20 protein-coding genes are annotated in these 26,353 nt (G+C 64.2%); 5 read left to right on the plus strand and 15 right to left on the minus strand.

Annotated elements, in window-relative coordinates; all coding sequences use genetic code 11:
- Position 1: 1 nt before the first annotated feature.
- The 9 genes from BM338_RS03720 to BM338_RS03760 form a co-directional block, all read right to left on the minus strand.
- Entirely contained in the window at positions 2–3,100 is a 3,099-nt protein-coding gene (locus tag BM338_RS03720; protein ID WP_090449471.1) for an efflux RND transporter permease subunit, read from the minus strand.
- Positions 3,093–4,220, minus strand: a complete 1,128-nt coding sequence (locus tag BM338_RS03725) for an efflux RND transporter periplasmic adaptor subunit (RefSeq protein ID WP_090449472.1) — start codon at positions 4,218–4,220, stop codon at positions 3,093–3,095. The genes BM338_RS03720 and BM338_RS03725 overlap by 8 nt, the downstream gene beginning before the upstream one ends.
- A 281-nt stretch (positions 4,221–4,501) precedes the next feature.
- Positions 4,502–6,163 carry a Na/Pi cotransporter family protein gene (locus BM338_RS03730; protein WP_090449473.1) on the minus strand — a complete coding sequence of 554 codons (1,662 nt, stop codon included), beginning with the start codon at positions 6,161–6,163 and terminating at the stop codon, positions 4,502–4,504.
- 128 nt (positions 6,164–6,291) lie between these two features.
- Positions 6,292–8,958 (minus strand): magnesium-translocating P-type ATPase, encoded by a 2,667-nt coding sequence (gene mgtA, locus BM338_RS03735; RefSeq protein ID WP_090449474.1) that lies wholly within the window; start codon positions 8,956–8,958, stop codon positions 6,292–6,294.
- A 164-nt stretch (positions 8,959–9,122) separates the two neighbouring features.
- The gene (locus BM338_RS03740; RefSeq protein WP_090449475.1) at positions 9,123–9,365 is read right to left on the minus strand and encodes a hypothetical protein; all 243 of its coding nucleotides are present in this window, start codon (positions 9,363–9,365) and stop codon (positions 9,123–9,125) included.
- Between the two features lie 775 nt (positions 9,366–10,140).
- Positions 10,141–11,043: a heme o synthase gene (gene cyoE, locus BM338_RS03745; RefSeq protein ID WP_090449476.1), complete on the minus strand. Its 903-nt coding sequence runs from the start codon at positions 11,041–11,043 to the stop codon at positions 10,141–10,143.
- The gene (locus BM338_RS03750; RefSeq protein ID WP_090449477.1) at positions 11,040–12,209 is read right to left on the minus strand and encodes a COX15/CtaA family protein; all 1,170 of its coding nucleotides are present in this window, start codon (positions 12,207–12,209) and stop codon (positions 11,040–11,042) included. The genes cyoE and BM338_RS03750 overlap by 4 nt, the downstream gene beginning before the upstream one ends.
- Positions 12,209–12,739 carry a hypothetical protein gene (locus BM338_RS03755; protein WP_255367179.1) on the minus strand — a complete coding sequence of 177 codons (531 nt, stop codon included), beginning with the start codon at positions 12,737–12,739 and terminating at the stop codon, positions 12,209–12,211. Before BM338_RS03755 ends, BM338_RS03750 begins: the two co-directional genes overlap by 1 nt.
- 35 nt (positions 12,740–12,774) lie before the next feature.
- A complete protein-coding gene (locus BM338_RS03760; RefSeq protein WP_090449479.1) occupies positions 12,775–13,515 on the minus strand; it encodes an SURF1 family protein in 741 nt (246 codons plus the stop codon).
- A gap of 59 nt (positions 13,516–13,574) precedes the next feature.
- On the opposite strand from BM338_RS03760, the gene BM338_RS03765 reads away from it, so the two are divergent.
- The gene (locus tag BM338_RS03765; protein WP_090449480.1) at positions 13,575–13,790 is read left to right on the plus strand and encodes a twin transmembrane helix small protein; all 216 of its coding nucleotides are present in this window, start codon (positions 13,575–13,577) and stop codon (positions 13,788–13,790) included.
- A 186-nt stretch (positions 13,791–13,976) separates the two neighbouring features.
- Here the strand turns inward: BM338_RS03765 and BM338_RS03770 are convergent, their stop codons facing one another.
- The 5 genes from BM338_RS03770 to BM338_RS03785 form a co-directional block, all read right to left on the minus strand.
- Positions 13,977–14,864, minus strand: coding sequence for a cytochrome c oxidase subunit 3 (locus BM338_RS03770; RefSeq protein WP_090449481.1), 888 nt, complete (start codon positions 14,862–14,864; stop codon positions 13,977–13,979).
- Between the two features lie 76 nt (positions 14,865–14,940).
- Positions 14,941–15,072: a hypothetical protein gene (locus BM338_RS21720; protein WP_255367180.1), complete on the minus strand. Its 132-nt coding sequence runs from the start codon at positions 15,070–15,072 to the stop codon at positions 14,941–14,943.
- A gap of 50 nt (positions 15,073–15,122) precedes the next feature.
- The gene (ctaD, locus tag BM338_RS03775) at positions 15,123–16,739 is read right to left on the minus strand and encodes a cytochrome c oxidase subunit I (RefSeq protein WP_090449482.1); all 1,617 of its coding nucleotides are present in this window, start codon (positions 16,737–16,739) and stop codon (positions 15,123–15,125) included.
- A 53-nt stretch (positions 16,740–16,792) separates the two neighbouring features.
- Positions 16,793–17,722, minus strand: coding sequence for a cytochrome c oxidase subunit II (gene coxB, locus BM338_RS03780; protein WP_090449483.1), 930 nt, complete (start codon positions 17,720–17,722; stop codon positions 16,793–16,795).
- A 20-nt stretch (positions 17,723–17,742) separates the two neighbouring features.
- Entirely contained in the window at positions 17,743–18,183 is a 441-nt protein-coding gene (locus BM338_RS03785; RefSeq protein ID WP_090450098.1) for a DUF2244 domain-containing protein, read from the minus strand.
- Between the two features lie 239 nt (positions 18,184–18,422).
- On the opposite strand from BM338_RS03785, the gene putA reads away from it, so the two are divergent.
- Positions 18,423–21,578 (plus strand): bifunctional proline dehydrogenase/L-glutamate gamma-semialdehyde dehydrogenase PutA, encoded by a 3,156-nt coding sequence (gene putA, locus BM338_RS03790; RefSeq protein ID WP_090449484.1) that lies wholly within the window; start codon positions 18,423–18,425, stop codon positions 21,576–21,578.
- Between the two features lie 112 nt (positions 21,579–21,690).
- Here putA and BM338_RS03795 read toward each other — a convergent pair whose 3' ends face one another.
- Positions 21,691–22,518, minus strand: a complete 828-nt coding sequence (locus BM338_RS03795; protein ID WP_090449485.1) for an acid phosphatase — start codon at positions 22,516–22,518, stop codon at positions 21,691–21,693.
- 180 nt (positions 22,519–22,698) lie between these two features.
- On the opposite strand from BM338_RS03795, the gene BM338_RS03800 reads away from it, so the two are divergent.
- The 3 genes from BM338_RS03800 (at position 22,699) to BM338_RS03810 (ending at position 26,331) form a co-directional block, all read left to right on the plus strand.
- Positions 22,699–23,784 (plus strand): AraC family transcriptional regulator, encoded by a 1,086-nt coding sequence (locus tag BM338_RS03800; protein ID WP_090449486.1) that lies wholly within the window; start codon positions 22,699–22,701, stop codon positions 23,782–23,784.
- A 148-nt stretch (positions 23,785–23,932) separates the two neighbouring features.
- On the plus strand, positions 23,933–25,171 hold the full coding sequence (locus tag BM338_RS03805; RefSeq protein WP_090449487.1) for a parallel beta-helix domain-containing protein: 1,239 nt from the start codon (positions 23,933–23,935) through the stop codon (positions 25,169–25,171).
- Positions 25,172–25,182: 11 nt separating this feature from the next.
- A complete protein-coding gene (locus tag BM338_RS03810; protein ID WP_090449488.1) occupies positions 25,183–26,331 on the plus strand; it encodes an SO2930 family diheme c-type cytochrome in 1,149 nt (382 codons plus the stop codon).
- Positions 26,332–26,353 lie beyond the last annotated feature (22 nt).

Consider the following 26,353-nt stretch of genomic DNA (forward strand, 5'->3'; position numbering starts at 1 on the left):
GTCAGATCTCCTTGGCCGGATGCGAGTGACGGCGCAGGCGGCGCTCGACGAAGCGCTCCAGCACGTCATAGAACGCGGGAAGAATGAACAGCGTGAGCAAGGTGGCGATCACCAGGCCGCCCACCACTACCGTGGCGAGACCGCGCTGCACATCGGTACCAATACCGGTGGCGAGCGCGGCGGGCAGCATGCCAACGCTTGCTACGGTGGCGGTCATCAGCACCGGGCGGAAACGCTCGGTGGCGCCGAGCAGCACGGCGTCGCGCACGCCATGGCCTTCGCGCCGCATGCGATTGAAGTTGGCTACCATGATGATGCCGTTCTGCACCGCCACGCCGAACAGCGCGATAAAGCCCACCGCCGTGGCGATGTTCAAGGTCTCGCCCTTCACGTGCAGCGAGATCAGGCCGCCCAGCGTCGCCAACGGCACTACCGCCAGCACCAGCAAGGCCTGACGCAGATTGCCAAACTCGGCGAACAGCAACACCGCCATTACCGCCAGCACCAGCCCCATCACCAGTACAAGGCGCGACTGCGCGCGCTGCTGGTTCTCGAATTGGCCGGCCCACTCCAGGCGGTACTGCTGCGCGTCGAAATGCACCGTGCTGGCAATCTTGTCCTGCGCGTCGGCCAGGTATTCGGAAAGCGCGCGATCGCGGTTGTCGATGCGCACGGTGATCTGGCGATGCCCGCTCTCATGCGCAATGGTGCTTTCGCCGGACTGCAGGGTGATCCGCGTCAGCATAGCCAGCGGCACCCGTGCGCCAGACGGCGCGGTGAGCACCAGCTTGCCGAGCGCTTCGGGATTGGCGGCGACTTGATGCGGCACCCGCGCCGTGACGTTGTACACACGATCTTCCACATAAGCCTGGGTGATCGGCGAGCCGCCCACACCGGTCTGCATCAGCGTGTTGATATCCGCCACGTTGATGCCATAGCGCGCGGCGGCATCGCGATCCACCTTCACCGTCAGCTGCGGGATCGGCGGCTCCTGGAAGATCGACGCGTCGGCGGTGCCGCGCACGCTCTTCAGCACATCGACAATCTCGCCGCCGATGCGGCGCAGTTCCTTGAAGTCATCGCCGTAGATGCGCAGCACCAGGGGGCTGTGCGCGCCGCCGACCATGTCGTTCTCGCCGTCGATGATCGGCTGGCTGATGCCTACGCTGATGCCGGGAATCTGTTGCAGACGCGCGTTGAGGCGGCGCACGAACTCGGCCTTGCTCTCGCCCGACGGCCATTCGTCGTAAGGCTTGAGGCCCACGCCGGATTCGATGTGCGACGGCGTCCATGGATCGCTGCCCGTGTCATTGCGGCCAAGCTGGGTGACGACATAACTCACCTCAGAAAACTCGCCCACCACGCGGCGATACTCGCTGGCCATCTCGCTCGCCTTCTCCAGCGACAGGCCGCTGGGCAGCTGCACCTGCACCCACAGCGAGCCTTCGTCGAGTTCGGGCAGGAATTCGCGCCCGATGCTCATGCCCAGCGTGATCACCGCGACCAGGGCAATGCCGGCGATGCCATAGGTGATGCGCGGACGCCCGAGCAGGCGTTCCAGCATGCGCCGGTAAGCGGCCTGCAAACGCTCCAGCGGCTTGTTGTGGAACATCTTGCGCGGCTTGCGCAGCGCCAGCCAGGCCAGTGCCGGCACCAGGGTGATCGCGCATAGCAGTGCGCCAAGCAAGGCATAGCCCACGGTATGCGCCATCGGCGAGAACAGCTTGCCTTCGGCATGCTCGAACGCGAGCAGTGGTGCATACGCCGTGATGATGATCAGCGTGGCGAAGAAAATCGGCCGCGCCACCTGCTTGGTCGCGCCGAGTACGTCAGCCTCGTGCAGGTAGGCATTCGGGCGCGCCTCGCGCTTGCGCAGGATCGCCTCGGTGACCACGATCGCACCATCCACGATCACGCCGAAGTCGATCGCGCCCAGCGAAAACAGGTTTGCCGGCATCTTGGTGAAATGCATCACGATGAACACAGTGATCAGCGCGAACGGAATGGTCACCGCCGCCACCAGCGCGCTGCGCGGGCTGCCCAGGAACAGGATCAGCACGATGCAGACCAGGCCCACGCCTTCGATCACGGTGTGCGAGACCTTGCTCACCGTGGCCTGCACCAGATCGTCGCGATCGATGAAGGGCACGATGCGCACGCCCTGCGCGTCCAGCCGCTTGTTCAACTCATCCACTTTGGCGTGGATGCCCTTGAGCACCAGTGAGGGGTTCTCGTACTTGAGCAGGTTGACGATGCCTTCGATGGTATCCGGGTTGTTGTCTTTGCCCAGGATGCCTTCGCGGATCTGGTGGCCGTACTGCAGCTTGCCAAGGTCACTCACGCGGATCGGGTTGCCGTTGTGCTGCGTCACCACGATGTCGCCCATGTCCTTGAGCGTGCGCATCAGACCTTCGCCGCGGATCACGTACGACTGCTCGCCGCGTGTCACGCGGCCGCCACCAGCATTGGTGTTGTTGGCGCTGATCGCAGTGATCACGTCGTTCATGCCGACGCCGAACTGCAACAACTTCTGCGGATCCACCTCGAGCTGGAACTCTTTGGTGAAACCGCCGAAGTTGTCGACATTCGCCACGCCGGACACCTGCTGCAGCGCTGGGATCACTTTCCAGCGCTGGATTTCCGACAGCTCCATCAGGTTCCTGGTATCGGACTCGAGCGTGTAGCGATAGATCTCGCCGGCCGGGCCAGAAACCGGATCCAGTGTAGGTGTCACACCGGCCGGCAGGGTGACACCAGCGATGCGTTCCATCACGCGCTGGCGCGACCAGTAGTCCTCCGCGCCGTCGCGGAATACCAGGGTGATCAGCGACAGGCCGAAGGTGCTGCTCGAACGTGTCGAGACCACGCCGGGCGTGCCGGCCAGCGCGCGCTCCAGTGGAATGGTGATCTGCTGTTCGATCTCTTCCGCGGCGAGGCCCGGCACCTGGGTGGTGACCTGGGCGGTGACGTCGCTGAGTTCGGGATAGGCCTCCACCGCAAGCTGGGTCCAGGCGTAATGACCGTAGATCATCACCAGGATCGCCACGCCGAACACCAGCGTGCGCTTGTGCAGGCACCATGCGATGAGCTTATCAATCATTGATCAGCACTCCGCCCGCCGCGACCACGCGATCGCCCGGCTGCAGGCCCTTGGTGATGCGTGTCTCGCCGCCCTCGTCCTGACCCAGCTCGACAGTACGACGCTGGAACGCCCACGGCGATATTTCGACGAAGACGGTGACGCTGTCGTTGTTCATCAGCAGCGCGGATTGCGGCACCAGCAGCACCTTCGGCTGCGGCACCTGGAAGGTGGCCGTGGCGAACATGTTGGTCTTCAGCGCGCCGTCGACATTCGGCATGACGATGCGTGCCTTGACGCGGCGCGAATCGGCGTCGAGCACGTCGCTGACCGATTGCACCGTGCCGTGGAAGCTGCGACCCGGCCAGGCCGGCAGCACGACGTCGGCCTGCTGCCCCGGCGCGATCTGCCGGGCTTCGTTCTCGGCAACGTTGGCGGTGACCCAGATGTGGTCGAGGTTGGTGATGGTCATCAGCGGCGCGTTTGGATCGTTGGCGAATGCGCCGGCCGCCGCGGACAGCGCGGTGATGCTGCCGTCGGTTGGCGCGACCACGACCATGCAATGCGCCGTACCCTTGCCCAGGGCCAGCGCACCCAGCGAGGTCAGGCGCGTGTCGGCACGGTCGTATTCGGCCTGTGCTTGCACGAACGCGCTGCGTGCGGTTTCCAGATCCTTCTGCGCCGCGCCGCCGGCCTGCTTCACGCCTTCCGCGCGATCCAGCGTCTTCTTTGCCAATGCGAGCGCGTCGCTCGCCTTCTGCCGGTCGGACATCGCCTGCGCGTAGTCACCCGAAGCGATCACCGCGAGCACCTGGCCGCGCGTCACGCGGTCGCCCAGCCCTACTTTCAACTCCGCGATGCGTCCGGTCACGGGCGGCAGGATGTTTACGGTGTGGGCTGGATCGGCCTCGACCATGGCGGGTGCTGACAGCGGATGCGCGAGGTCGCGCTGCTCCACCGGCTGTATTTTCAGGCGCGCGCGCAGCGGCGATTTCTCCGGCACGCGCAGCACACCGTGATCGTCGACTACCGCGGGAGCGGCTTCTTGATGCTTGTCACCGTGCCCGCACGCACTCAACAAGACAGACAGTGCGAGGGCAAAAATCGGGCGGGCCGGATGATTCTTTGAGCGGAACAGCATGGGGTTTCCCCTATAGGCATATGGCACGCGCAAGCCTGCCGTGGCCGTATGACCACAAGGCATGCGTGCAGAAGGGAAAGCTGGCAGCCCGATTCAGGCTGCGGGCGCTACCCGTCCGCGGTCGGACCGTCACCGGCCGCCGCGTCCGGGCTGCATTCATGAGCGATGGCTCATGAGAGCTGCGCGGAGGCGACGTTCAGTGCGATCGGTGATTCAGGCTTGAATGGCTACTTGTAGAGTCTGAGTCCAAGGTCGGATCTCTCCTTGTTCGTCGGGGCCGCTCAGACGGCTGCGCGCGGTGTGACGGATTCACGCACCAGCCGGTCTTGCAGCAGGCCTGCACGTTCCAGCGGCAGATAAGCCAGCGCCGCCAGATGCGAGTGAATGCGTTTGAGATCGCGCAGGATGCGCAGGTAGACATCGCCACCGCCGCCGCCATCGCGGCGCTCGCGCAGCGCGCGGATGTGCCGCTCGGAAGCTTCGTTCTCCAGCCGCCACAGCGCCTCTTTGCGTGCCACCAGCTGCTGCGCCGCGCGCAGGTCGCCGCGCAGGAACACGGTGAGCCCAAGGCGCAGGCTTTCCATCACCAGGTTGTACATCGCCGCCAGGTCCTGGATATCGTCGGCGGAGAAATCCTGTCCGCGCTCCGCCTTCTTGGCGGCGAACTCCATCAGGTTGTTGGCAGTGATGTCGCCGATGTGTTCGATGTTGATCACGAAGGCCAGGATTTCCTGGCTGCGTTCGCCGTCCTCTTCGTTCAAGGCTTCACTGCCCAGGTCCGCGAGGTATTCGCGAATGGCCATGCCGAGGCGGTCGAGCCACGGGTCCATGCGGCTGATCGAGGCCGCGCGGGCGCGGTCGTCCTTGCCGAATACCTCCACCAAGCCCTTCAGCATGCCCTCGACCATGTCAGCCATGCGCATCGATTCGCGCGCGGCGTTGGCCAGCGCCACGTTGGCGGATTCCAGTGCGCCTTCGTCGAGGTACTGCGGCACACCCGGATCATCCGGACGCGGCGGATCGGGCAGCAGACGCACCAGCAACTGCGCCATGCGCTCGACCGGCAGGATGAACAACACCGCCAGAGCGAGATTGAAGGCGGTGTGGAAGTTCACGGCCATGCGCGCTGGCGACGCGCCGAGCGGTGCCAGCCACTGCGTCAACGGATGCAACAGCGGCAGACAGACGATGCAGCCAAACGCGCGCACCAGTAGGTTACCCAGCGGCAGGCGCCGCGCCATCGGCGTGTGCGCTTCCAGCAGTGCCGGAAGCGTGCCGCCGAGATTGGCGCCAAGCACCAGCGCTAGCGCACCGGCCGCGTCCACTACACCCGCGTTGGCCAGCGAAGCGATCAGCAGCACCATGGCGACGCTGGAGTGGAACAGCCAAGTCAGCAGCGCCGCCACGAGTACGGCCAGCACCGGCTCGGAAGCCAGGCTTTGCACGATCGCACGCATGACTTGCGCGTTCTCCACCGGCGCCAGCGAAGTCACCAGCAGATGCAGGGAGAGCAGCATCAGGCCCAGCCCGATCGCCACGCGGCCCAGGTTTTCGTAGCGCGCGTCATCGCTGCGGCGATGAATCGCAAAGCCGAGCAGGATCAGCATCGGCGCCACCACTGAGATATCGAACGACATCACCTGCACGATCAGCGTGGTGCCGACGTTGGCGCCGAGCATCACCGCCAGCCCCGGCGCCAGGCCAAGGAAGCCGCTGGCGGCGAACGAGGTGGCCATCAGGCCGGCCGCGGTACTGCTCTGCAACAGCGCGGTGATGCAAATGCCAAAAGCGAACGCCGCGGGACGATGCCCGAGGTAGCGCCCCAGCCAGCGGCGCAGCATGCTGCCGTAGCCACGCAGCACGCCGCTGGTGACCATGTGCGTGCCCCACAGCAGCAGGGCGACGTAGCCGGCAATGTCGAGCAAGGCGAAAGTGCCTTTCATGTGCCGCTCCTTGAAAAGTAGATGCCTATGGCGCGACTTACTCCTCCCCCTGCATGCAGGGAGGGAGCCGATCGCTTCTGTAGCCGCGACTTGGCGCTAAGCCATGCCAAGTCGACAGGTAGGCGAGATTAAAGCCAACGCCCGTAGCGGCGGATGTAGATCAGCTTCACCAGCTGGGTCAGCACGCAATACGTCAGCACCGTGGCAGCCAGCCATACGTAGTACACGCCGGGCAGTGGCTCCATGCCGATCTTCGCGCCGAGCCCGCTATAGGGCACCAGCATGCCGATGATGATGATCGCGGTAGTCAGCGCCAGCACCGGCGCCGCCGCCACGCTCTGCAGGAACGGGATGCGCTTGGTGCGGATCATGTGCACGATCAGCGTCTGCGTAAGCAGGCTTTCCACAAACCAGCCGGACTGGAAGAACGACTGGTGACCCGTGCTGTTGGCGCCGAACAGGTACCACAGCAGCAGGAAGGTGGTGATGTCGAAGATGGAGCTCACCGGGCCGATCCACACCATGAAACGGCCAATGTCGCTGGCGTCCCATTTGCGCGGCTTGCGCAGATAGTCATCGTCCATGCGGTCGAACGGAATCGACAGCTGCGAGATGTCGTACAACAGGTTCAGCACCAGGATCTGCAGCGGCAGCATCGGCAGGAACGGCAGGAATGCGCTCGCCACCAGCACCGAGAACATGTTGCCGAAGTTGGAGCTGGCGGTCATCTTGATGTACTTGATGATGTTGCCGAAGGTGATGCGGCCTTCGATCACACCCTCCTCCAGCACCATCAGATTCTTTTCGAGCAGGATGATGTCCGCCGACTCCTTGGCGATGTCGGTGGCGGTATCCACCGAGATGCCGACGTCGGCTTCGCGCAGTGCGGGCGCATCGTTGATGCCGTCGCCGAGGAAGCCCACGGTGTGGCCCTGGCGCTGTAGCGACTTCACCACGCGCGCCTTCTGCAGCGGCGACATCTTGGCGAACACGGTGGTGCGCTTGACCAGCACGTCCAGCTCTTCGTCGCTCAGCGGCTCGATGTGCTTGCCTTGTGCGGAATGCTCCACGTCCAGGCCTACCTCGCGGCAGATCTTGCGCGTCACCGCTTCGTTGTCGCCGGTGATCACCTTCACTTCCACGCCGTGGTGGTGGAGTGCGGCAATCGCGGTGGCGGCCGAGTCCTTCGGCGGATCGAGGAAGGCCAGGCAGCCGATCGCGGTCAGCCCGCTTTCGTCGGCCACGCCGTAGGCACGGCCGGCCGGCGGCTGATGCTTGATCGCCACGACCAGCACGCGCAGACCGTCTTCATTGAGGCCGCGCGTCATCGCCTTGATGTCGGCGCGCTGCGCGTCGGTCATCGGCAGGATCTCGTCACCGGCCTTGGCGTAGTCGCAGATCGACAGCATTTCCTCGACTGCACCCTTGCACACCAGCAGATCGTTGCCGTCGCCGTTACCCAGCACCACCGACATACGGCGGCGCTGGAAGTCGAACGGGATCTCGTCGACGATGCGGTAGTGCGCGGCCGCCTGCTCCAGGTCGCGATGCTCCAGCACCGCCTTGTCCATCAGGTTCTTCAGGCCGGTCTGGAAGCGGCTGTTGAGGTAGCCGTACTCCAGTGCTTCATCCGACTCCTCGCCGTACAGATCGAGGTGGCGTTCCAGCACGATCTTGTCCAGCGTCAGTGTGCCGGTCTTGTCGGTGCACAACACGTCCATCGCGCCGAAGTTCTGGATCGCGTTGAGGCGCTTCACCACCACCTTGCGCTTGGACATCGCCAAGGCGCCCTTGGCGAGGTTGGCGGTGACGATCAGCGGCAACATCTCCGGCGTAAGGCCCACCGCCACGGAAAGTGCGAACAGGAACGCCTGCAGCCAGTCGTGCTTGTCGAGGCCGTTGATCAGGAAAACGATAGGCACCATCACCGCCATGAAGCGGATCAGCAGCCAACTGACGCTGTTCACGCCGCGGTCGAAGCTGGTCTGCACGCGCTGACCGACGATGGTGCGCGCCAGCGAGCCGAGATAGCTGCGCGAGCCGGTCGCCACCACCACAGCACTGGCAGTACCGCTGACCACGTTGGTGCCCATGTAGCAGACAGTGGGCAGGTCCAGCGGATTGTCCAGCGCGTTGTGCGCGCTTTCGTCACTGGTCTGCGCTGGCGTCGGTGCGGACTTCTCCACCGGCAGCGATTCGCCGGTGAGGATGGCCTGGCTGATGAACAGGTCCTTCGCGCTGAACAGACGCAGATCAGCCGGCACCATGTCGCCCGCGGCGAGGTGCACGATGTCGCCCGCGACCAGCTCGCCTACCGGCACCTCGATGCGCTCGCTATGGCCGTCCGAAGCACGGCGCGTCACCGTGGCGGTATTGCGCACCATCGCCTTGAGCTTCTCGGCGGCCTTCGAGGAACGGTACTCCTGGGTAAAGCTCAGCAGCACGCTGATGCTCACCATCACCGCGATGATGATCGGCCCGGTGAGGTCCTCGCCATCCGTGAACAACTGCACGGCGGCCAGCACCAACAACACGATGATGAAGGGGTTCTTGAATGCACGCAGCAGCTGGTACGACCAGTGCGGCGGCTTCTCGTGCGACACCTCGTTGATGCCGTCGCGGTCCAGCCGCTCAGCGATCTGCTCTTCATTGAGGCCGGCGGCACTCGTATCCAACGCGGCGAACAAGGCCTCGTTGTGGCGGAACGCTTCCATGGCAACGGAGACGCGAACCGGTGCGGCTGCGCCTTTGCCGGCCGTCTTGCTGGCGACGGTCTGGGTGGAATGCTTGATCATGACTCGCTTCCGTGGATTTCCTGGTACTGGGGCAGATCAGCGAGTCGGCGGGCCTCGCCCGCGTGCACTGACGCCTTGCTACGACCGCACTTGCGGTCCACACCAGGGCACTGGCGGGGGCCATCCCTTGCGGGGCGCAGCCTTGCTGATCGCTGATGTCGACATCAGTGACTAGATACCAGCTGCAGATGACCGCGTGCTTGCGACGCGGCATGGTCATGCCAATGCGCGACCGGGCGGCCACGGGCCGGGTCGGCGTTCCAGTGCATGTCGATCACGTTATTCGGCACCGGCTTCACCAGCGGCTCGGGCACGGTGATGGTCCAGGAACGACGGGAAGCATCACGGCGGCCCAATAGAGCACGACCCGCGGTGCGCAGACGGAAAAAATCGCGAAGGAGCTTCATAGCCCATCTCCTCGTAACGGCGCCGTTGGCAGCCGTCAGGAGTGGGCCGGTCTTCCCTAGTCTAGGAAAGCACCAGCCGACCGCAGGCGGTCGCCGCAGGCAATCAGCTTGTTATGCAATGCCGGCACCCGATGCTCGCGGATGTCGACGTTGCGACTAGGGTAAACGTCCATATGCCTTGGTTTGGTCGGACAGGGATGCCACGGGACGCAGCGCGCCGAGTGGCGCGCGCATTGTCTTGCTGCATTGCGGGAGTGTCAACCCAAAGCGACTGAATTGGGTGACGAAAGTTTTTGCGGGAAGTGTTGTTGGTGAACCCAACTTCTCAAGGCAACGCGATCCCAAGCACCCACCCCTCACCCCAACCCTCTCCCCAGAGGGGAGAGGGAGCAGTTGCTCCGAAAGGCGATGCGTAAGCGAGCCCGTGACGGGTCCCCTGTGGAGCGGTGAGGGTTGGACGATCAGGCCCCGAAGGGGGCGTCGGCAGGGATGCCGATGCCTTTTCGACAGGACATGGATGTCCTGTCGAAAAGCCCGGCCAACCCTCACGAACCCGCAGGCGAAGCCGGAGGGCGCGTAAGAGGGGTGCCCTTCTCTTTGGTTACTTTCTCTTGGGCAAACAAGAGAAAGTGACTCGGACCGCGGCAGCGGTTCGAAAGCCCGCGGCAGGCGAGCCCGGCCGCGACAACGCGACCATCGAAGCGACAACGCCACTGGATTCCGGCCTACGCCGGAATGACGAATGCCAACCCAAAGTTGGATACGACAACCGACCTCAAACCGCGCGCTGAAACGCCAACCCCTGCTGCACCAACGGCTCCACCACCCAGTGGTCCACCAACAGAAAAGCAAACAACGCCATCAAATACACGATGGAATAATTGAACACCTTCATCGCAAACAACTCATCCGGCGGATTGAGCAACCGGATCGCGTAATAAAGAAAGCCCGCGCCAAGCACCACCGCCCCACCGAGATAAACCATCCCGCTATAACCCGTGAGTGCCGGCAACAAGGTCACCAGCACCAGCAGGATCGTGTAGAACAACACATGCCAGCGCGTGTACACCACGCCATGCGTCACCGGCAACATCGGCACCTGCGCACGCGAGTAATCGTCGCGACGGAAAATCGCCAGCGCCCAGAAATGCGGCGGCGTCCACACGAAGATGATCAGGCATAGCTGCAACGCGAACGCGTGCATCTCTCCGGTCACCGAAGTCCAGCCGAGCACCGGCGGAATCGCACCAGCGAGGCCGCCGATCACAATGTTCTGCGGCGTCGCGCGCTTGAGGTAGGCGGTATAGACCACCGCATAGCCGATCAGCCCGCCGAAGGTAAGCAACGCGGTCAGCGGGTTCACCAGGAACACCAGCACCAGCATGGAAACGACGCCCAGCACCAACGCGAAAGTCATCACTTGATTCGGCGTGAGATGCCCAGTGGCTAGCGGCCGATGAGCAGTACGCGCCATCAGCTTGTCGATACGCTGATCGATCAGATGATTGAACGCCGCCGCCGAAGCCGACGCCAGCCAGATGCCCAGCGTGCCAAACACCAATGCACGCCACGGCGGGATGCCCGGCACGGCGAGGAACATGCCGATCACGGCGCAAAACACCAGCAGCGCCACCACGCGCGGCTTGGTCAATTCCAGGTATTCGTTGAAACGGCTCATACGGGTCGTCCCAGGTTCTGGAACATGGTGTCGCTCGGTTTGCGCTGCGTGCGCGCCAGGGTGGCCAGCAATACAAACAACAGCAGTGCCGCCACACCGTTGTGCAGCGTCGCCACCGGTAGCGGCAGGCCGAAATGCACGTTGCTCACGCCGAGCAGTACCTGGCACACCAGCACCACCGCAATGGAGAATCCGAAACCACGCAGCCCGCGACGCGACACCTTGTGCGCCAGCCAGGCGAGATAGCAGAACACCACCAGCGCGCCGATGCGGTGCGCGATCTGGATCGCGCTGCGCGCGGCCATATCGAGTACGCCGCCTTCGTAGTTCACACCGATGCCGCGCCACAGCACGAAGCCTTCCTTGAAATCGGTCGGCGGCATCCATTGGCCCAGGCATTTGGGGAAATCCGTGCCGCAGGCCAGCGCGGCGTAGTTGGCGGACGTCCATCCGCCCAAAGCGATCTGCGCGATCAACAGCACGATACCGATCGCTACCAGGCGACGCAGCGCAGCGTGACTATCGCTTTGTGCGCCGACGCCCGCAAAACGCATCGCTGCGTAAGCGAGCAATGCGAATGTAGTGATGCCGCCCAGCAGATGGCCCATCACCACGATGGGCTTCAGCAACAGGGTGACCGTCCACATGCCGAGCATGGCCTGGAAGATGATCACCGCCAGCGCGAGCACGCTGATGCGCCACGCGCCGGGGCGATCCAGCCCGATGGCAGCCAACAATGGCAAACCGATGGCGAAGGCTGACAGCACCGACGACCACATGTGCTCGCCATGCATATAGAAGCTGATGCCGCCAGCCGCGAAGATCGCGCCGAGAATCACCGCATAGCGCGCCCACGGGCGCCGCCAGCTTGCGATCAGCGCCAAGGCCAGCACCAGCACACCTAACGTGCCGGCGAGGAAGCGATGCACCTGTTCGCGCCAGGCCTTATGCGTTTCGAACGGGCGATCGGGAAAGGCCTGGTTGGCCTGGGCGATTTCATGCTGGTGTTCCGGCCAGCTGACCTTGCCGTAGCAGGTCGGCCAGTCCGGGCAGGACAGACCGGCGTTGGACAGGCGCACGAAGGCGCCGAACATCACCACGCCGAACGCGAACACAGCGGCGAGCAGCGCCAGGCCGCGCAGGATTTTCACGGAACGGGACGACATCAGCGGATCACCTTCTGCAGATCCTTGCGCAGACCGGTCGGATCGAAGCCGGCAGGATACAAGGCCAGCGCGGTGCCGTTGGATTCGACCAGCAGCGCGCTCACGCTGTCCGGCGTGGCCGGGCGCCAGTTGGCGAGTTTGCCGTCGCTGTCGTTGCCGATCTGCCAGAAGGTTTTCATGCCGTCACTGTCGGCATCGGCAGGCGGCGTGCCGATGAACAGCAGGCGCAGGCGCGGTGCGTTGCGATTGAGCGTGATACGGGCGGCGGCCATCTTGGTCAGCGTATCCATACACTGCTTGGCGCAACCCGGACCCGGCAGCGCGATCAGGGTGAGCTTCGGTTCGGCGGCACGCCAAGTCCAGGTTTGGCCGTCCGCCGTCTGCACCCGCAGATTTTCGTCCGCGAAGTTGCGCTGCGGCATGATCGGTTCGCCATAGGCTTTGCCGGTCGGCTGCCAGCCGCTGAAAGTCAGCAGCCCGGCGGCGATGATCGGCGCGGCAAACACCGCCATGATCAAAAGAAGTTTCATGCGGCTACTGCGTTGTGCCGCGCTGGCTGGCTGGGTCATGGCGAGTCCGAGGCTTTCGGTTTGCGCCTGCGATGCAGGATGAAAAACATCACCACCGCCACAACGGCGAAGGTGAACCATTGGAAGGCATAGGCCCGGTGTCGCGCCGGCGGCATCGAACTGAAGTCGGGCGTGTGCTCGCGCACGTAGATCGCGGCAGGATCGGCATCGAGCAACAGCACGTGCGGATAGAGCAGCGCACCGAGGTCTTTGGACAGTTGTGGCACGTCCAGATAAACCGTGGTCTTGGGCCAGCTCGACTGGCGCGCGAGCGCATCACCGCCCATCTCGAAACCCACACCCGGCGGCGGCTGATAGAGACCTTGCAGTTCGCGCTCACCCGTGGGGAGCGGCGGCAGTTGCGGCGCCTGATCCGTGCCATTGCCTGGCAGAAAGCCCAAGTCGACCAGCAGCAGGCGACTTTGGCCGGACATCCGGAACGGCACGTAGACCTCCACCCCACCGCGCTGATCGTGCTTGGGGTTGTCGAGCAGATAGATGCGATCGGCGAGGTATTCGCCATGCACTTGCACGTGCGGATAAGCGTCTGCCGTCGACGTATCCACCGCTGCGGCAAATTCGCGCACAGGGGCAGTCGCCGACGTGGCATAGCGACGCAGAAGCTGCTCTTTCTCGTTCGCGCGATCGAGCTGCCACACGCCCAAACGCAGGAACAGCAAGGTTCCGGCCAGCGTCAGCAGCACGGCCCACCAGGCAGGACGCCGCAGCAGGCTCATACAGAGCCACCACAGGCGAACGCTATACTGCGGATATCGTCGTCGCTTGGACCAATCACGTGGAAACCATCTACAAATATGCGCTGGTGATCCTGCTGCTGGTGGTGCTGTTCAATCTCGGTCAAGCGCTGTATTTCATGATGACCGACAAGGACGGCAGCAAGCGCACGGTATGGGCGTTGACCCGCCGTATCGGACTCTCGCTGCTGCTCATCCTGATGGTCGTGTTCGGCATCTGGATGGGCTGGCTGCACCCGCACGGCGTGGGTCAGTAATTGTAGCGGGCCGTCAGGCCCAGCGCCTCGCACGCGATGTCGCGGCCAAGGCGCCCTTGTAGGGGCGCACCCTGTGCGCGGAAAAACCTACGAAGCGATGGCCTGAGGTTCGCGCACAGGGTGCGCTCCTACAGGAACAAAAAAGCCCGCCGGAAGGCGGGCTTTTTGCTGTGGCGCCCAGGCGCCTCAGAGGATGTAGACGAACATGAACAGGCCCAGCCATACCACGTCCACAAAGTGCCAGTACCAGGCCACCGCTTCAAAGGCGAAGTGGTGTTCCTTGGTGAAATGGCCCTTGGCGCAGCGTAGCCAGATGATCGCCAGCATGATCGTACCCAGCGTCACGTGCATGCCGTGGAAGCCGGTGAGCATGAAGAACGTTGAACCGTAGACGCCGCTCTGCAGGGTCAGGTTGAGGTCCTTATAGGCCTCGATGTACTCGTGGGCCTGGAAGTACAGGAAGGTGGCGCCCAGCAGCACGGTCAGGCCCAGGAACACCAGGATCTTGCCGCGATGGCCGGCCTTCAGCGCGTGGTGCGCGATGGTCACGGTGACGCTGGAGCTGAGCAGGATCAGCGTGTTCAGCAGCGGCAGGCCCCACGGCAGCACCGTCTGGAAATCGCCACCGATCTTGGCTGGGCCGCCACCACCGTTGGCGCCCCATGCCGCGGCATATTCGCTCCACAGGAACTGATGGGTCAGCACGCCGTGGCCTTCGCCACCCAGCCATGGCACCGAGAACATGCGCGCGTAGAACAGTGCGCCGAAGAAGGCCGCGAAGAACATCACCTCGGAGAAGATGAACCACATCATGCCCATGCGGAACGAGGTGTCCACCTGGCTGTTGTAGCTGCCGGCAAGTGATTCGCGGATCACCGAGCGGAACCAGCCGAAGAACATCAGCAGGATGCCGACGAAACCGATCGTCAGCGCGGTCTTGCCGAAGCCGGCCTCACCGGGCTGCGCGTTCAGCCAGTGCGCGGCACCGAACACGGTGATGAACATGACGACCGCGGCCACGATCGGCCAATAGCTCTTGGACGGAACGAAATAAGCGCCTTGCTGATGACCCATGGTGAAATCCCCGTGGATTTTCTCTTGTTACTTCCACCCCGCCGTACAGCACGGGGAAATGCAAAACATGACTGGCTTACCTGACTCGCAGCGCCTGATAGATCGACAGCAGGAAGATCGCGAAGGCGATGGCACCCACCACCAGGGCGGTGCGCTTCACGCCCTTTCGGCGTGCTTCCTTGATCGAATCCAGATGTTGCTGAGTCATGGAACGCAGTTTCCGGATGCTCCGGCCCGGGCCGGAGCATCTTTCATTGATCAGTCTTCAACGTGGCCGTGAGCCAGCTCGTCGTCGTGAATCACCGGCGGCAGCTCGAAGGTGTGATACGGCGCCGGCGACGGCACGGTCCACTCCAGACCCTTGGCGCCTTCCCACACACGGTCGGCGGCCTTCTTCTTGGAGAACCACACCGCGTGGACGATCACGCCGAGGAAGATCAGCTGCGCGGCGCCGAACAGGAAACCGCCGATGGAGCTGATCATGTTGAAGTTGGCGAACGCGACGTTGTAGTCCGGGATACGGCGCGGCATGCCGGCCAGACCCAGGAAATGCTGCGGGAAGAACAGCACGTTCACCCAGATCACGCTGTTCCAGAAATGCACCTTGCCCCAGAACTCGCTGTACATGTGGCCGGTCCACTTCGGCAGCCAGTAGTACGTTCCGCCGATGATGGCGAAGATCGCGCCGGTCACCAGCACATAGTGGAAGTGAGCCACCACGAAGTACGAGTCGTGGTACTGGAAGTCGGCCGGGGCCAGCGCCAGCATCAAGCCGGAGAAGCCGCCGATGGTGAACAGGATGACGAAGGCGACCGCGAACAGCATCGGCGTCTCGAAGGTCATCGAGCCGCCCCACATGGTGCTGACCCAGTTGAACACCTTCACGCCCGTGGGCACCGCGATCAGCATCGTCGCGTACATGAAGAAGATTTCGCCGCCTAGCGGCAGACCCACCGCGAACATGTGGTGCGCCCACACGATGAACGACAGGAAGGCGATCGAGGCAATCGCGTACACCATCGCCTTGTAGCCGAAGATCGGCTTGCGGGCGAAGGTCGGGATGATCTCCGAGACCAGGCCGAAGGCCGGCAGGATCATGATGTAGACCTCGGGGTGCCCGAAGAACCAGAAGATGTGCTGGAACAGAACCGGGTCACCGCCACCGGCGGCATTGAAGAAGCTGGTGCCGAAGTAGGCGTCGGTGAGCAGCATGGTCACCGCACCGGCGAGCACCGGCATCACGGCGATCAGCAGGAAGGCGGTGATCAGCCAGCTCCACACGAACACCGGCATCTTCAGCAGGTCCATGCCCGGCGCGCGCATGTTGAGGATGGTCGCGATGATGTTGATCGCGCCCATGATCGAGCTGATGCCCATCAAGTGCACCGCGAACACCACGTAGGCGACCGAATCACCCTGCAGCGACAGCGGCGGGTACATGGTCCAGCCGCCGGCCGGGCCGCCGCCCGGCAGGAACAGGGTGGACAGCAGCAGCGCGAAGGCGAACGGCAGGATCCAGAACGACAGGTTGTTCATGCGCGGCAGCGCCATGTCCGGCGCACCGATCATCAACGGGATCATCCAGTTGCCGAGGCCCACGAAGGCCGGCATCACCGCGCCGAAGATCATGACCAGCGCATGCATCGTGGTCATTTCGTTGAAGAAGTACGGCTGCACCAGCTGCAGGCCGGGCTTGAACAGCTCGGCGCGGATCACCATGGCGAAGCTGCCGCCGATGAAGAACATCAGCAGCGAGAAGACCAGGTACAGCGTGCCGATGTCTTTGTGGTTGGTGGACATGCACCAACGCACGAAGAAATTCTTCGGCGCGCCGTGATGGTCGTCGTGGTGATCGTGAGTGGCTGCGTGGGCCATGGCCTTGCACCTCTACCTAATGCGAATAACGTGAAACTGCGTGAGCAGCCGGATCAACCCTTGGGGGCCGGGGCGGGAGCAACTTGAGCCGTGGCAGGCGCAGCGGCGGTGGAAGCAGCGGCCGGAGCCGGCGGCGCCGACTGCTGCTGCTTCGAAGCCAGCCACTGCTCGAACTCGGCCTTCGGCACCGCCTTCACCACGATCGGCATGAAGCCGTGATCCTGGCCGCACAGCTCGGCGCACTGGCCGCGGTACACGCCCGGCTCATTGATGTTGGTCCAGGCCGCATTGACGATGCCCGGGATGGCGTCCATCTTCCAGCCCAGCGCCGGCACCCACCAGGAGTGGATAACGTCGCCAGCGGTGATCACGAAGCGGATCTTGGTGTTGATGGGCACGACCAGCGGCTCATCCACATTAATAAGGTAGGTGTTGTAGCCGTCGACCTTGACCGCGCTCGGGTCCAGGCCCGACTTCAGCTGGCGGGTCTCGTCGCTCTCACGGTCCAGCTTGGACATGAAGCCGACCTTGTCGATCGCCTTGCCCTGATAGTCCACATAGTCGTAGCGCCATTTCCACTGGTAGCCGGTGACCTTGACGGTCATCTGCGAGCCGGTGGTGTCGGCGAAGGTCTTGAGGCCGCCGGTGGCCAGGTAGGCCAGCACGATCAGGATGATCACCGGGATGGTGGTCCACACGATCTCGAGCGTGGTGTTGTGCGACCACTTCTCCGCCACCGCGCCGCGCGATTTGCGGAAGCGGAACATGGCGATGAACATCGCGCCGAACACCAGGATGCCGATGACGACGCAGACGCCAAGGGCGACGTTATTGAGGAAATACGGCACGTGTGAATACGTGGTCACGCCGCGTGGCATGTTCAGTTGTCCGGGCTCGGGGTTCGCCTGAACCACGCCGCCGAACAACGCGAAGGCGATCGTTGCCAACGCTGTGACTGCTCGCTTGATGCCGCCAGATGTCATGTCTTGCACCTTTGTTGAACCTACCTGCGCGGCTGGCGGTTGAGATCGGCCAGCAGCACCATGAGTTTCTTCGACAACTCGGCGCGCTCCTCATCGGCGAGAAAGGCCCCGATCTCCAGCTCGCGCCCATGCGACGTCAGCAGCAGACGACGGCGATCCGTCCCGTCCTTCAGCTGCACCCGCACCCAATACGACTGGAAGCGTGTGCAGCGCCGGCCTGGCAGGGATTGCACCTCCAGCGACGAAGCGTCGAGGGTGATGCGCTCGCTGCGATCGCCAGCCCGCCAGGCCACGCCCAAGGCGAAAGCCACCGCGGAGGACTCGACCAGGGCGAACAACGGGGCGAACACATTCCCCTGCCACGCACCCAACCCGGCCGTCGTCAGCGCCAAAGCCGCCAGTACCCCGATCAGCCGACGCAGATCACGCCGGCTCAGAGCGCGATTGGGCTTGAGCCACATCGTCGCGCACGGCAGGCCGGCCGCAGCTGGTCGAAGCACGATCATGGGAATACCGGCGTGCCTGGAACCCGCGAATGATAGGCCGCAGCGTCCGAACGGGCAAGAATGACGCAGGTGCTTGACATCGCACCGACACAACATCAGTGGCCAGCGCAAAACCTCACGTACGGGTGCGTCCGCTCTTGGCGAGCGCGTACAATCCGGAAATTTCCGCGCTTTCCCACCTTGTTGACGCCCCTGTGACCCAGCCTATTCTCAGCCCCGAACTCCCCACCGGCGCCGAGCCGGCCCGCGCGCGCATCACTGCCGCCTGGCTGCGCGACGAGACCGAAGCAGTCAACGACCTGCTCACCCAGGCCACCCTGCCGCCGGCCGAGCGCGAAAAGGTGATCGACCTTGCCGCCGACCTGGTAACCCGCGTGCGCGCCCGCGCCAAGGACCAGAGCGCGGTCGAATCCTTCATGCGCCAGTACGATCTTTCCAGCGAGGAAGGCGTGCTTCTCATGTGCGTGGCCGAAGCGCTGCTGCGCATTCCGGACAACACCACGGCCGACAAGCTGATCCGCGACAAGCTGGGTGACGCCAACTGGAAGAAGCACCTGGGCCAGAGCGAGTCGCTGTTCGTCAACGTGTCGACCTGGGGCCTGATGCTGACCGGCAAGCTGGTCACGCTGTCCGAAGAAACCCGCCACGACTTCACCGGCGCGCTGCGCCGCCTGGTCGGCCGCGCCGGCGAGCCGGCCATCCGCCTCGCGGTACGCCAGGCCATGCGCATCATGGGCCACCAATTCGTGATGGGTCGCACCATCGGCGAAGCGCTGGACCGCTGCGCACAAAAGGAATACGCGGTCTATCGCTATTCCTACGACATGCTCGGCGAGTCCGCGCTGACCGGCGAGACGGCCGAGCGCTATCAGCAGGATTACCGCAACGCCATCGCCGCCATCGGTGCGCGCGGCCCGTTCGCCAATCACACCGACGCGCCGTCGATCTCGGTCAAGCTCTCCGCGCTGCATCCGCGTTATGAAGTGGCCAAGCGCGAGATCGCCCGCCGCGACCTCACCGCCAAGCTGCTGGAGCTCTCGCAGCTGGCGATGAAGTATGGCATCGCGCTGTCGGTGGACGCGGAAGAAGCCGACCGCCTCGAACTCTCGCTGGACATCCTCGGCGATGTATTCGCGCATCCCTCACTGCAAGGCTGGAACGGTCTCGGCATCGTGGTGCAGGCCTATTCCAAGCGCACCCCGTTCGTCATCGACTGGCTGATCGAAACCGCGCGCGCCGCCAACCGCCGCTGGTACGTGCGCCTGGTGAAGGGCGCCTACTGGGACGCCGAGGTGAAGCGCGCGCAGGAAAACGGCCTGCCCGGCTACCCGGTGTATACGCGCAAGCCGAACACTGACGTCTCGTATCTGGCCTGCGCACGCAAACTGTTCGACGCCGGCATCGAACTGATCTACCCGCAGTTCGCCACGCACAATGCGCACAGCATTGCCGCTGTCCATCACCTCGCCAAGAACCGTCCTTACGAGTACCAGCGCCTGCACGGCATGGGCACGGATCTGTATGCCGAAGTGATCGGCAAGCAGAATCTCGATGTGCCGTGCCGCGTGTATGCACCGGTCGGCACGCACGAAGACCTGCTGCCTTACCTGGTGCGTCGCCTGCTCGAGAACGGCGCCAACACCAGCTTCGTCAATCGAGTGGTCGACGAAACCCTGCCGGTGCGCGAGCTGGTCGCCGATCCCTGCGAAACGGTGCGTTCCTTCGCCTCCATCCCCCACCCGCGCATTCCGCTGCCGGTGAATCTCTACGGTGAACTTCGGAAGAATTCCATGGGCGTTAACTTCTCCAACGACAACGAATTGAAGGCCCTCGCCGAGGCGGTCAACACGAAGTCCGGTCCGTGGACGGCTGCACCGCTGGTGCCAGGCGCTAACAGCACCGGCGCTTCCGTGCAGGTGACCAACCCGGCCGATCGCCGCCAGGTGGTGGGCAGCTATGTCACCGCCGACAGCGCCACCGTCGAGAAGGCATTGAGCAACGCGGTCGCCGCGCAGCATGGCTGGGATCGCCTGCCGGCCGCCAGCCGCGCCGCCATCCTTGAGCACGCCGCCGAGCAGCTCGAAGCGCGTCGCGGCGAATTCATCGCCCTGTGCGTGCGCGAAGCCGGCAAGAGTCTGCCCGACGCCATCGCCGAAATCCGCGAGGCTGCCGACTTCCTGCGCTACTACGCCACCATGGCGCGCCGCTACTTCGGCCAGCCGGAGCAGCTGCCTGGTCCGACTGGCGAGAGCAACCAGCTCTTCCTCAACGGCCGCGGTGTGTTCGTGTGCATCAGCCCGTGGAACTTCCCGCTGGCGATCTTCCTCGGCCAGGTCAGCGCCGCACTGGCTGCCGGCAATGCCGTGATTGCCAAGCCAGCCGAGCAGACCAGCCTGATCGGCCACGCCGCGGTGAAGCTGCTGCACGACGCCGGTGTGCCGGCTGACGTGCTGCAGTACCTGCCGGGCGACGGCGCCACCGTCGGTGCCGCGCTGACCCGCGACCCGCGCATCGCTGGCGTCGCCTTTACCGGCTCCACCGAAACCGCCTGGGCGATCAATCGCGCGCTCGCCGCTCGCAACGCCCCGATCGCCGCGCTGATCGCCGAGACCGGTGGCCAGAACGCGATGATCGCCGACTCCTCCGCCCTGCCCGAGCAGATCGTCAAGGACGTGATCTCCTCCGCCTTCCAGTCCGCCGGCCAGCGCTGCTCCGCTGCGCGCGTGCTGTTCGTGCAGGAAGACATCGCCGACAAGGTCTGCGCGATGCTGGCCGGCGCGATGACCGAGCTGAAGGTGGGCGACCCGGCCCAGCTGTCCACCGACGTAGGCCCGGTGATCGACGAGGATGCGAAGAAAATCCTGGTCGACCACGCCGCGCGTATGGACAAGGAAGCGAAGAAGATCGGCGAAGTCGCGCTCGACCCCGCCGCCACCGGTAACGGCACCTTCTTCGCGCCGCGCGCTTATGAGATCCCGTCGCTATCCACGTTGACCCGCGAAGTGTTCGGCCCGGTGCTGCATGTGATCCGCTGGAACGGCAATGAGCTCGACAAGGTCGTCGACGACATCAATGCCACCGGCTACGGCCTCACCCTGGGCATCCACAGCCGTATCGACGACACCGTGGAATTCATCCAGAGCCGTGCCCGCGTCGGTAACTGCTACGTCAACCGCAACCAGATCGGCGCGGTGGTCGGCGTGCAGCCGTTCGGTGGCGAAGGTCTGTCGGGTACGGGTCCGAAAGCCGGTGGCCCGCACTACCTGTTCCGTTTCGCCGGCGAGCGCACGCTCACCATCAATACGACGGCGGCGGGCGGTAACGCATCGTTGCTGACGATCGGCGAATAAACGCTGATGGAAGAAAGCCCCGCGCGGATCCGCGCGGGGCTTTTTTTATGTCTTCGTTTTACGGGCAGGTTAGCTCAAGGGCTTACCCCCTCCCCAGCATGAAAACACCATCTCAGTACGGCGCCTGCTCAATCAAAGTCCGCTCCGCCGTGCACTGCGCACCTTGTACCGGCGCACCAGATGCACGCAAGGCATCCAGCTCCTTGCGCGCCGCCACCATATCCGCCGCAAACGCCGGCTCCGCATGCAGCCTCGCCACAATGGCCGAAGCATTGATCTGCCCCGCCTGAATCGCACTGAGGTTATGCGCGCCGCACACCACGCGGCTGTCGGCGAAAGACCGCGCGCGTAGCAGCACGTCGTTGGCGCGATCAGGCGCCAGCTCGGTCATGATCAGGCCCACGGTCCAGCCCCAGGTGGCGTGACCAGAGGGGTAATCGAAACTGCGCGCCAGCTTTTCCTTCGACTGACATACCGCACCCTCGTCGATCAGAAACGGACGCTGCCGCTGGTTGGCCTTCTTGGCAGGCTCGGTGACGCGCACGCCATCGTCGTCCACTTTCTTGAGCAGCGCGGCCAATCGAGGCAGATGGGCTGCATCCATCGACACGCCCATCGCACAGCTGAAGTCGTGCAGCATGTCGGGCACGTCCAGATTCACGTCGCTGGTCGCCAGCGCCCAGCGTGGCGTGCCTTCCAGCTTGCGTGTCTCACGGAACACCCGGCGATCAGCTTCGTAACGCGCAGACCCCGGCTTGGGCGCTGTCGGCAACACCTCAGCCATACGCAGCGCGCTGGCATCGGAGAGATAGCCCTTGTCGTCGCTCTTTGTGGCGGCCAGCGCAGGCGCCCTGGCCTGCGGCGCGGCGCAGCCCACGAGGGCGAATGCCAAAAGTACCGCCGCGCCATGGCGCGTGGATAAGAACGTGTTCTTGCGCATGGCCTGCTCCGTCTATGGTGAGGGTTATGACAGCAGCCCTAGCGACTGTCTCACAAGAGGCAAAACGCGCCAGCAGCAGGATGCCTGTTGTGCATCGCGCAAACAGCAGCGCAGTATGCGTGCTATAGAAACGGCTTCCTCGCCGGCGCCCGCCGGCATCGCGTTGGAGCTCAAGGCACGATGGCACGTCCCGCCGCCCTGGTCGGCTCAACGCCGACCGACAGTCATCCGTTGCTCGCGGACGACCCCCGCTATACCGCGGCCGAGTTTCCGCCGAACAAGCTGTTGTATCTGGTGCAATTGGCCGACGCCCGTGGCATCGACAGCCGCACCTGGTACGGCGGGCTCGCGCTGACGCGTGCGCAGATCGCGGACCCGGCGCTGCGCGTGTCGTATCGCCAGGCCTGCCTTTTCGTGCGGCGCGCGCTGCAGGCACTGGATGTACCGGACGCCGGCCTGCGCATCGGCCGCGAGGGCACCATCGGCGGTTTCGGCCTGCTCGGGCTGGCCATGATGACGTCGCGCACGCTGGGCGACGCCATGATGGCCGGCGTCGCGCATCACAAGATCTGCGGCTGCCTGCTGGATCTGAACTTTGAGGCGCTGAGCGAGCGCGAGGTGGCGCTGGTCGCATGGCCGCGCTTCGGCGACACCGAACTGCTGCCGTTTTTCTGCGAGGAGCTGTTCGCCAGTTGCCTGATGATCGCGCGCGAGCTGGTCGGCCCCGCGCTGCACCCGGTGCGCGTGGAATTCAGCTATCCGCGGCCGTCCTACGCCGCCGAATACGAGCGGCTGTTCGAAAGCGACGTGCGTTTTGGCATGCCGCAGAACCGCCTGGTGATCGATACCCAATGGCTGGCCCGCCCGCTGCCCGGCCACAACCCGCTTACCGCCAGACAGGCGTTGGCGCTGTGCGCGCAGCAGATGACACCGGACGGTGGCGAGCCGCACCAGGAGATCGTGGCCGCGGTGGAACGCCTGCTGCGCAGCCAGCTGCGCGAGCAGCCCAAGCTGCAGGACGTGGCACGCACACTCAACCTCAGCGAGCGCTCACTGCGCCGCAAACTCGCCGAGAGCGGGCGCATCTTCCGCGAGATCCACGATCGCGTGCGCGCCGAGCGCGCGCTTGAACTGCTTCAAGCCGGTGCACTGAGCGTGGCCGATATCGGCAGCGAACTGGGTTTCAGCGACCCGCGCGAGTTCCGCCGTGCCTTCAAGCGCTGGACCGGCATGCCGCCACAGGCGGCGCGAAGGGCTGCCGCATAAAGCCCCCATCGGGACGAATCTGGCCGATTTGCCCCCCTGTGGTTGGCCGTTTTGCCCTCCCTCCCCCGGGCGCGATGCGCAACAGTGACAGCTGGGCCGCATCCGCGCGGCACCTTATGTTTTCGGTTCCTGGGGAGGTTCACCGGACATGCGCAAATTGCTACTCACCGCCGCGCTGGGCGCGGCTCTTGCCGGTTGCGGCAGCCACGATCGAGGCGCACCACAGAGCGAAGCCGACAACGCTTTCCAGGCCAAGCTCCAGCAGCAGCTGCTGGACGCCAAGCCCGGTAGCGTCATCGAGATTCCCGCCGGCCATTACTCGCTCAAGCGTGGGCTGAGCCTGCGTACCGACGGCGTCACCATCCGCGGCGCCGGCAAGGACAAAACCGTACTGTCGTTCAAGGGCCAGGTGGTGGGGCCGGAAGGCCTGCTGGTGAATGCCAACGACTTCACCATCGAGAACCTCGCGCTGGAAGACACCAAGGGCGACGCGCTCAAGATCAACCAGGGCAAGAACATCACCATCCGCGGCGTGCGCGTGGAATGGACCGGCGGCCCGCAGACCACCAACGGCGCCTACGGCCTGTACCCGGTGAAGACCGAGAACGTGCTGATCGAAGACTCGGTGGTGATCGGCGCCTCCGATGCAGGCATCTACGTCGGCCAGTCGCGCAACATCATCGTGCGCCACAACCGCGCCGAGCAGAACGTGGCCGGCATCGAGATCGAGAACTCGATCAACGCTGATGTCTACGAGAACGTCGCCACCCACAACACCGGCGGCATCCTGGTGTTCAACATGCCCAACCTGTCGCAAGCGGGCAAAGCGACGCGCGTGTTCAAGAACCAGGTGATCGAGAACAACCTGGGCAACTTCGCCGCCAAGGGTGCGGCGGTAGCCAGCGTGCCGGCCGGCTCGGGCGTGGTGGTGAACTCCAACGACAAGGTGGAGATCTTCGACAACGACGTCGCCAACCACCAGACGGCAAACGTAATCATCTCCAGCTACTTCTCCACCAACTACTACAACACCAAGGGCGTTGCGGCGGATTACAACCCGTACCCCAAGGGCATCTATGTCTACGACAACCGCTTCAAGGGCGGCGGCGAATCGCCGGACGGTATGAAGCTGAAGATGCTCAAGACCGCCGTGTACGGCATGAGCGGCAAATTCCCGGACGTGCTGTGGGATGGCTACACCGACGCCAAGTCGATGGTGAACGGCCAGCTGCCGGCCGAGGACCGCATCTGCATCCAGGGCGCCAACGGTGTGATCAACGCCGACGGCCCCAACGACTACAAGAATCCCAGCACCGACACCAAGGCCTACGAGTGCACCCTGCCCAAGCTGCCGCCGGTCGTACTTGAACCAGCACCGAAAGCCTGAGGCGCGTATCGATGTCGAAGAAGTTCTTGATACGCGTCACCGCGTTGCTCGCCGTGCTTTGCCTGAGCGCCTGCCATAGCGGCATGGATCCGGTGGCCTTCCACGCTGATGGACGGCCACCGAAACTCAGCGACTGGCATGTGGTGGAAGTGCGCGACGGCAAGCTGCAACTCAACCAGGGCGTGGTGCCCTACGACCTCAACACGCCACTGTTCACCGACTACGCCCACAAACTGCGCACGATCTGGATGCCCAAGGGCGTCGCGGCGAAGTACGACTCGAACGACACGTTTGATTTCCCGGTCGGCACGGTGATCAGCAAGACGTTCTATTACCCGAAGACTGCCGACGGCAAAGCCGGCGATGTTGCCCGCACCTACGACAGCTCGCACGACTTCGCCGGTGAAGGGTTGGATCTCGTCCAGGTCCATCTGGTCGAAACACGCATCCTGGTGCGTCGCGCCGATGGCTGGGCCGCGATTCCCTATGTGTGGAACGACGCACAGACCGAAGCCGACCTCGCACGCACCGGCGCCGTGCTGCCGCTGACCCTGGTCGCCACGGACAGTTCGCGTGAGGACTTCAACTACGTCGTGCCTGACGAAAGCCAGTGCTCCAGCTGCCACGCGCAAGACTGGGTCACGCGCAAGATCCACCCGATCGGCCCCAAGGCGCGCCATCTCAATCGCAACTATCACTACGCCAGTGGCGACGAGAACCAGCTCGAGCACCTGATGAAGGTGGGCTACCTGACTGGCGCCCCGGCGCCCGCGCAGGCACCCAGCAACGCGAACTGGTCGGATGAGCACGCATCGCTCGACGCCCGCGCGCGTGCCTACCTCGACATCAACTGCGGGCATTGCCACAACCCGAAAGGCGCGGCCAATACCACCGCGCTGACGCTGGACGCCAGCGCGCCGGAAGACCGCCACCTGGGTATCTGCAAACCGCCGGTGGCCGCGGGCCGCGGTACCGGTGACCACATGTTCGACATCGTGCCCGGCAAGCCCGACGACTCGATCCTGTCGTACCGCATGAACTCGGCCGACCCCGGCGAAATGATGCCGGAGATCGGACGCAGCACGGTGCATCGCGAAGGCGTTGAACTGATCAAGGCATGGATCGCTGCGCAGCCGGGGAGCTGCGTCGCGATTCACTGAAGTGATGCCTCGCCCAACCACG

Origin of the sequence: Dyella sp. OK004 (genome assembly GCF_900114495.1) — a bacterium.
In the GTDB taxonomy this organism is placed as follows: Bacteria; Pseudomonadota; Gammaproteobacteria; order Xanthomonadales; family Rhodanobacteraceae; genus Dyella_D.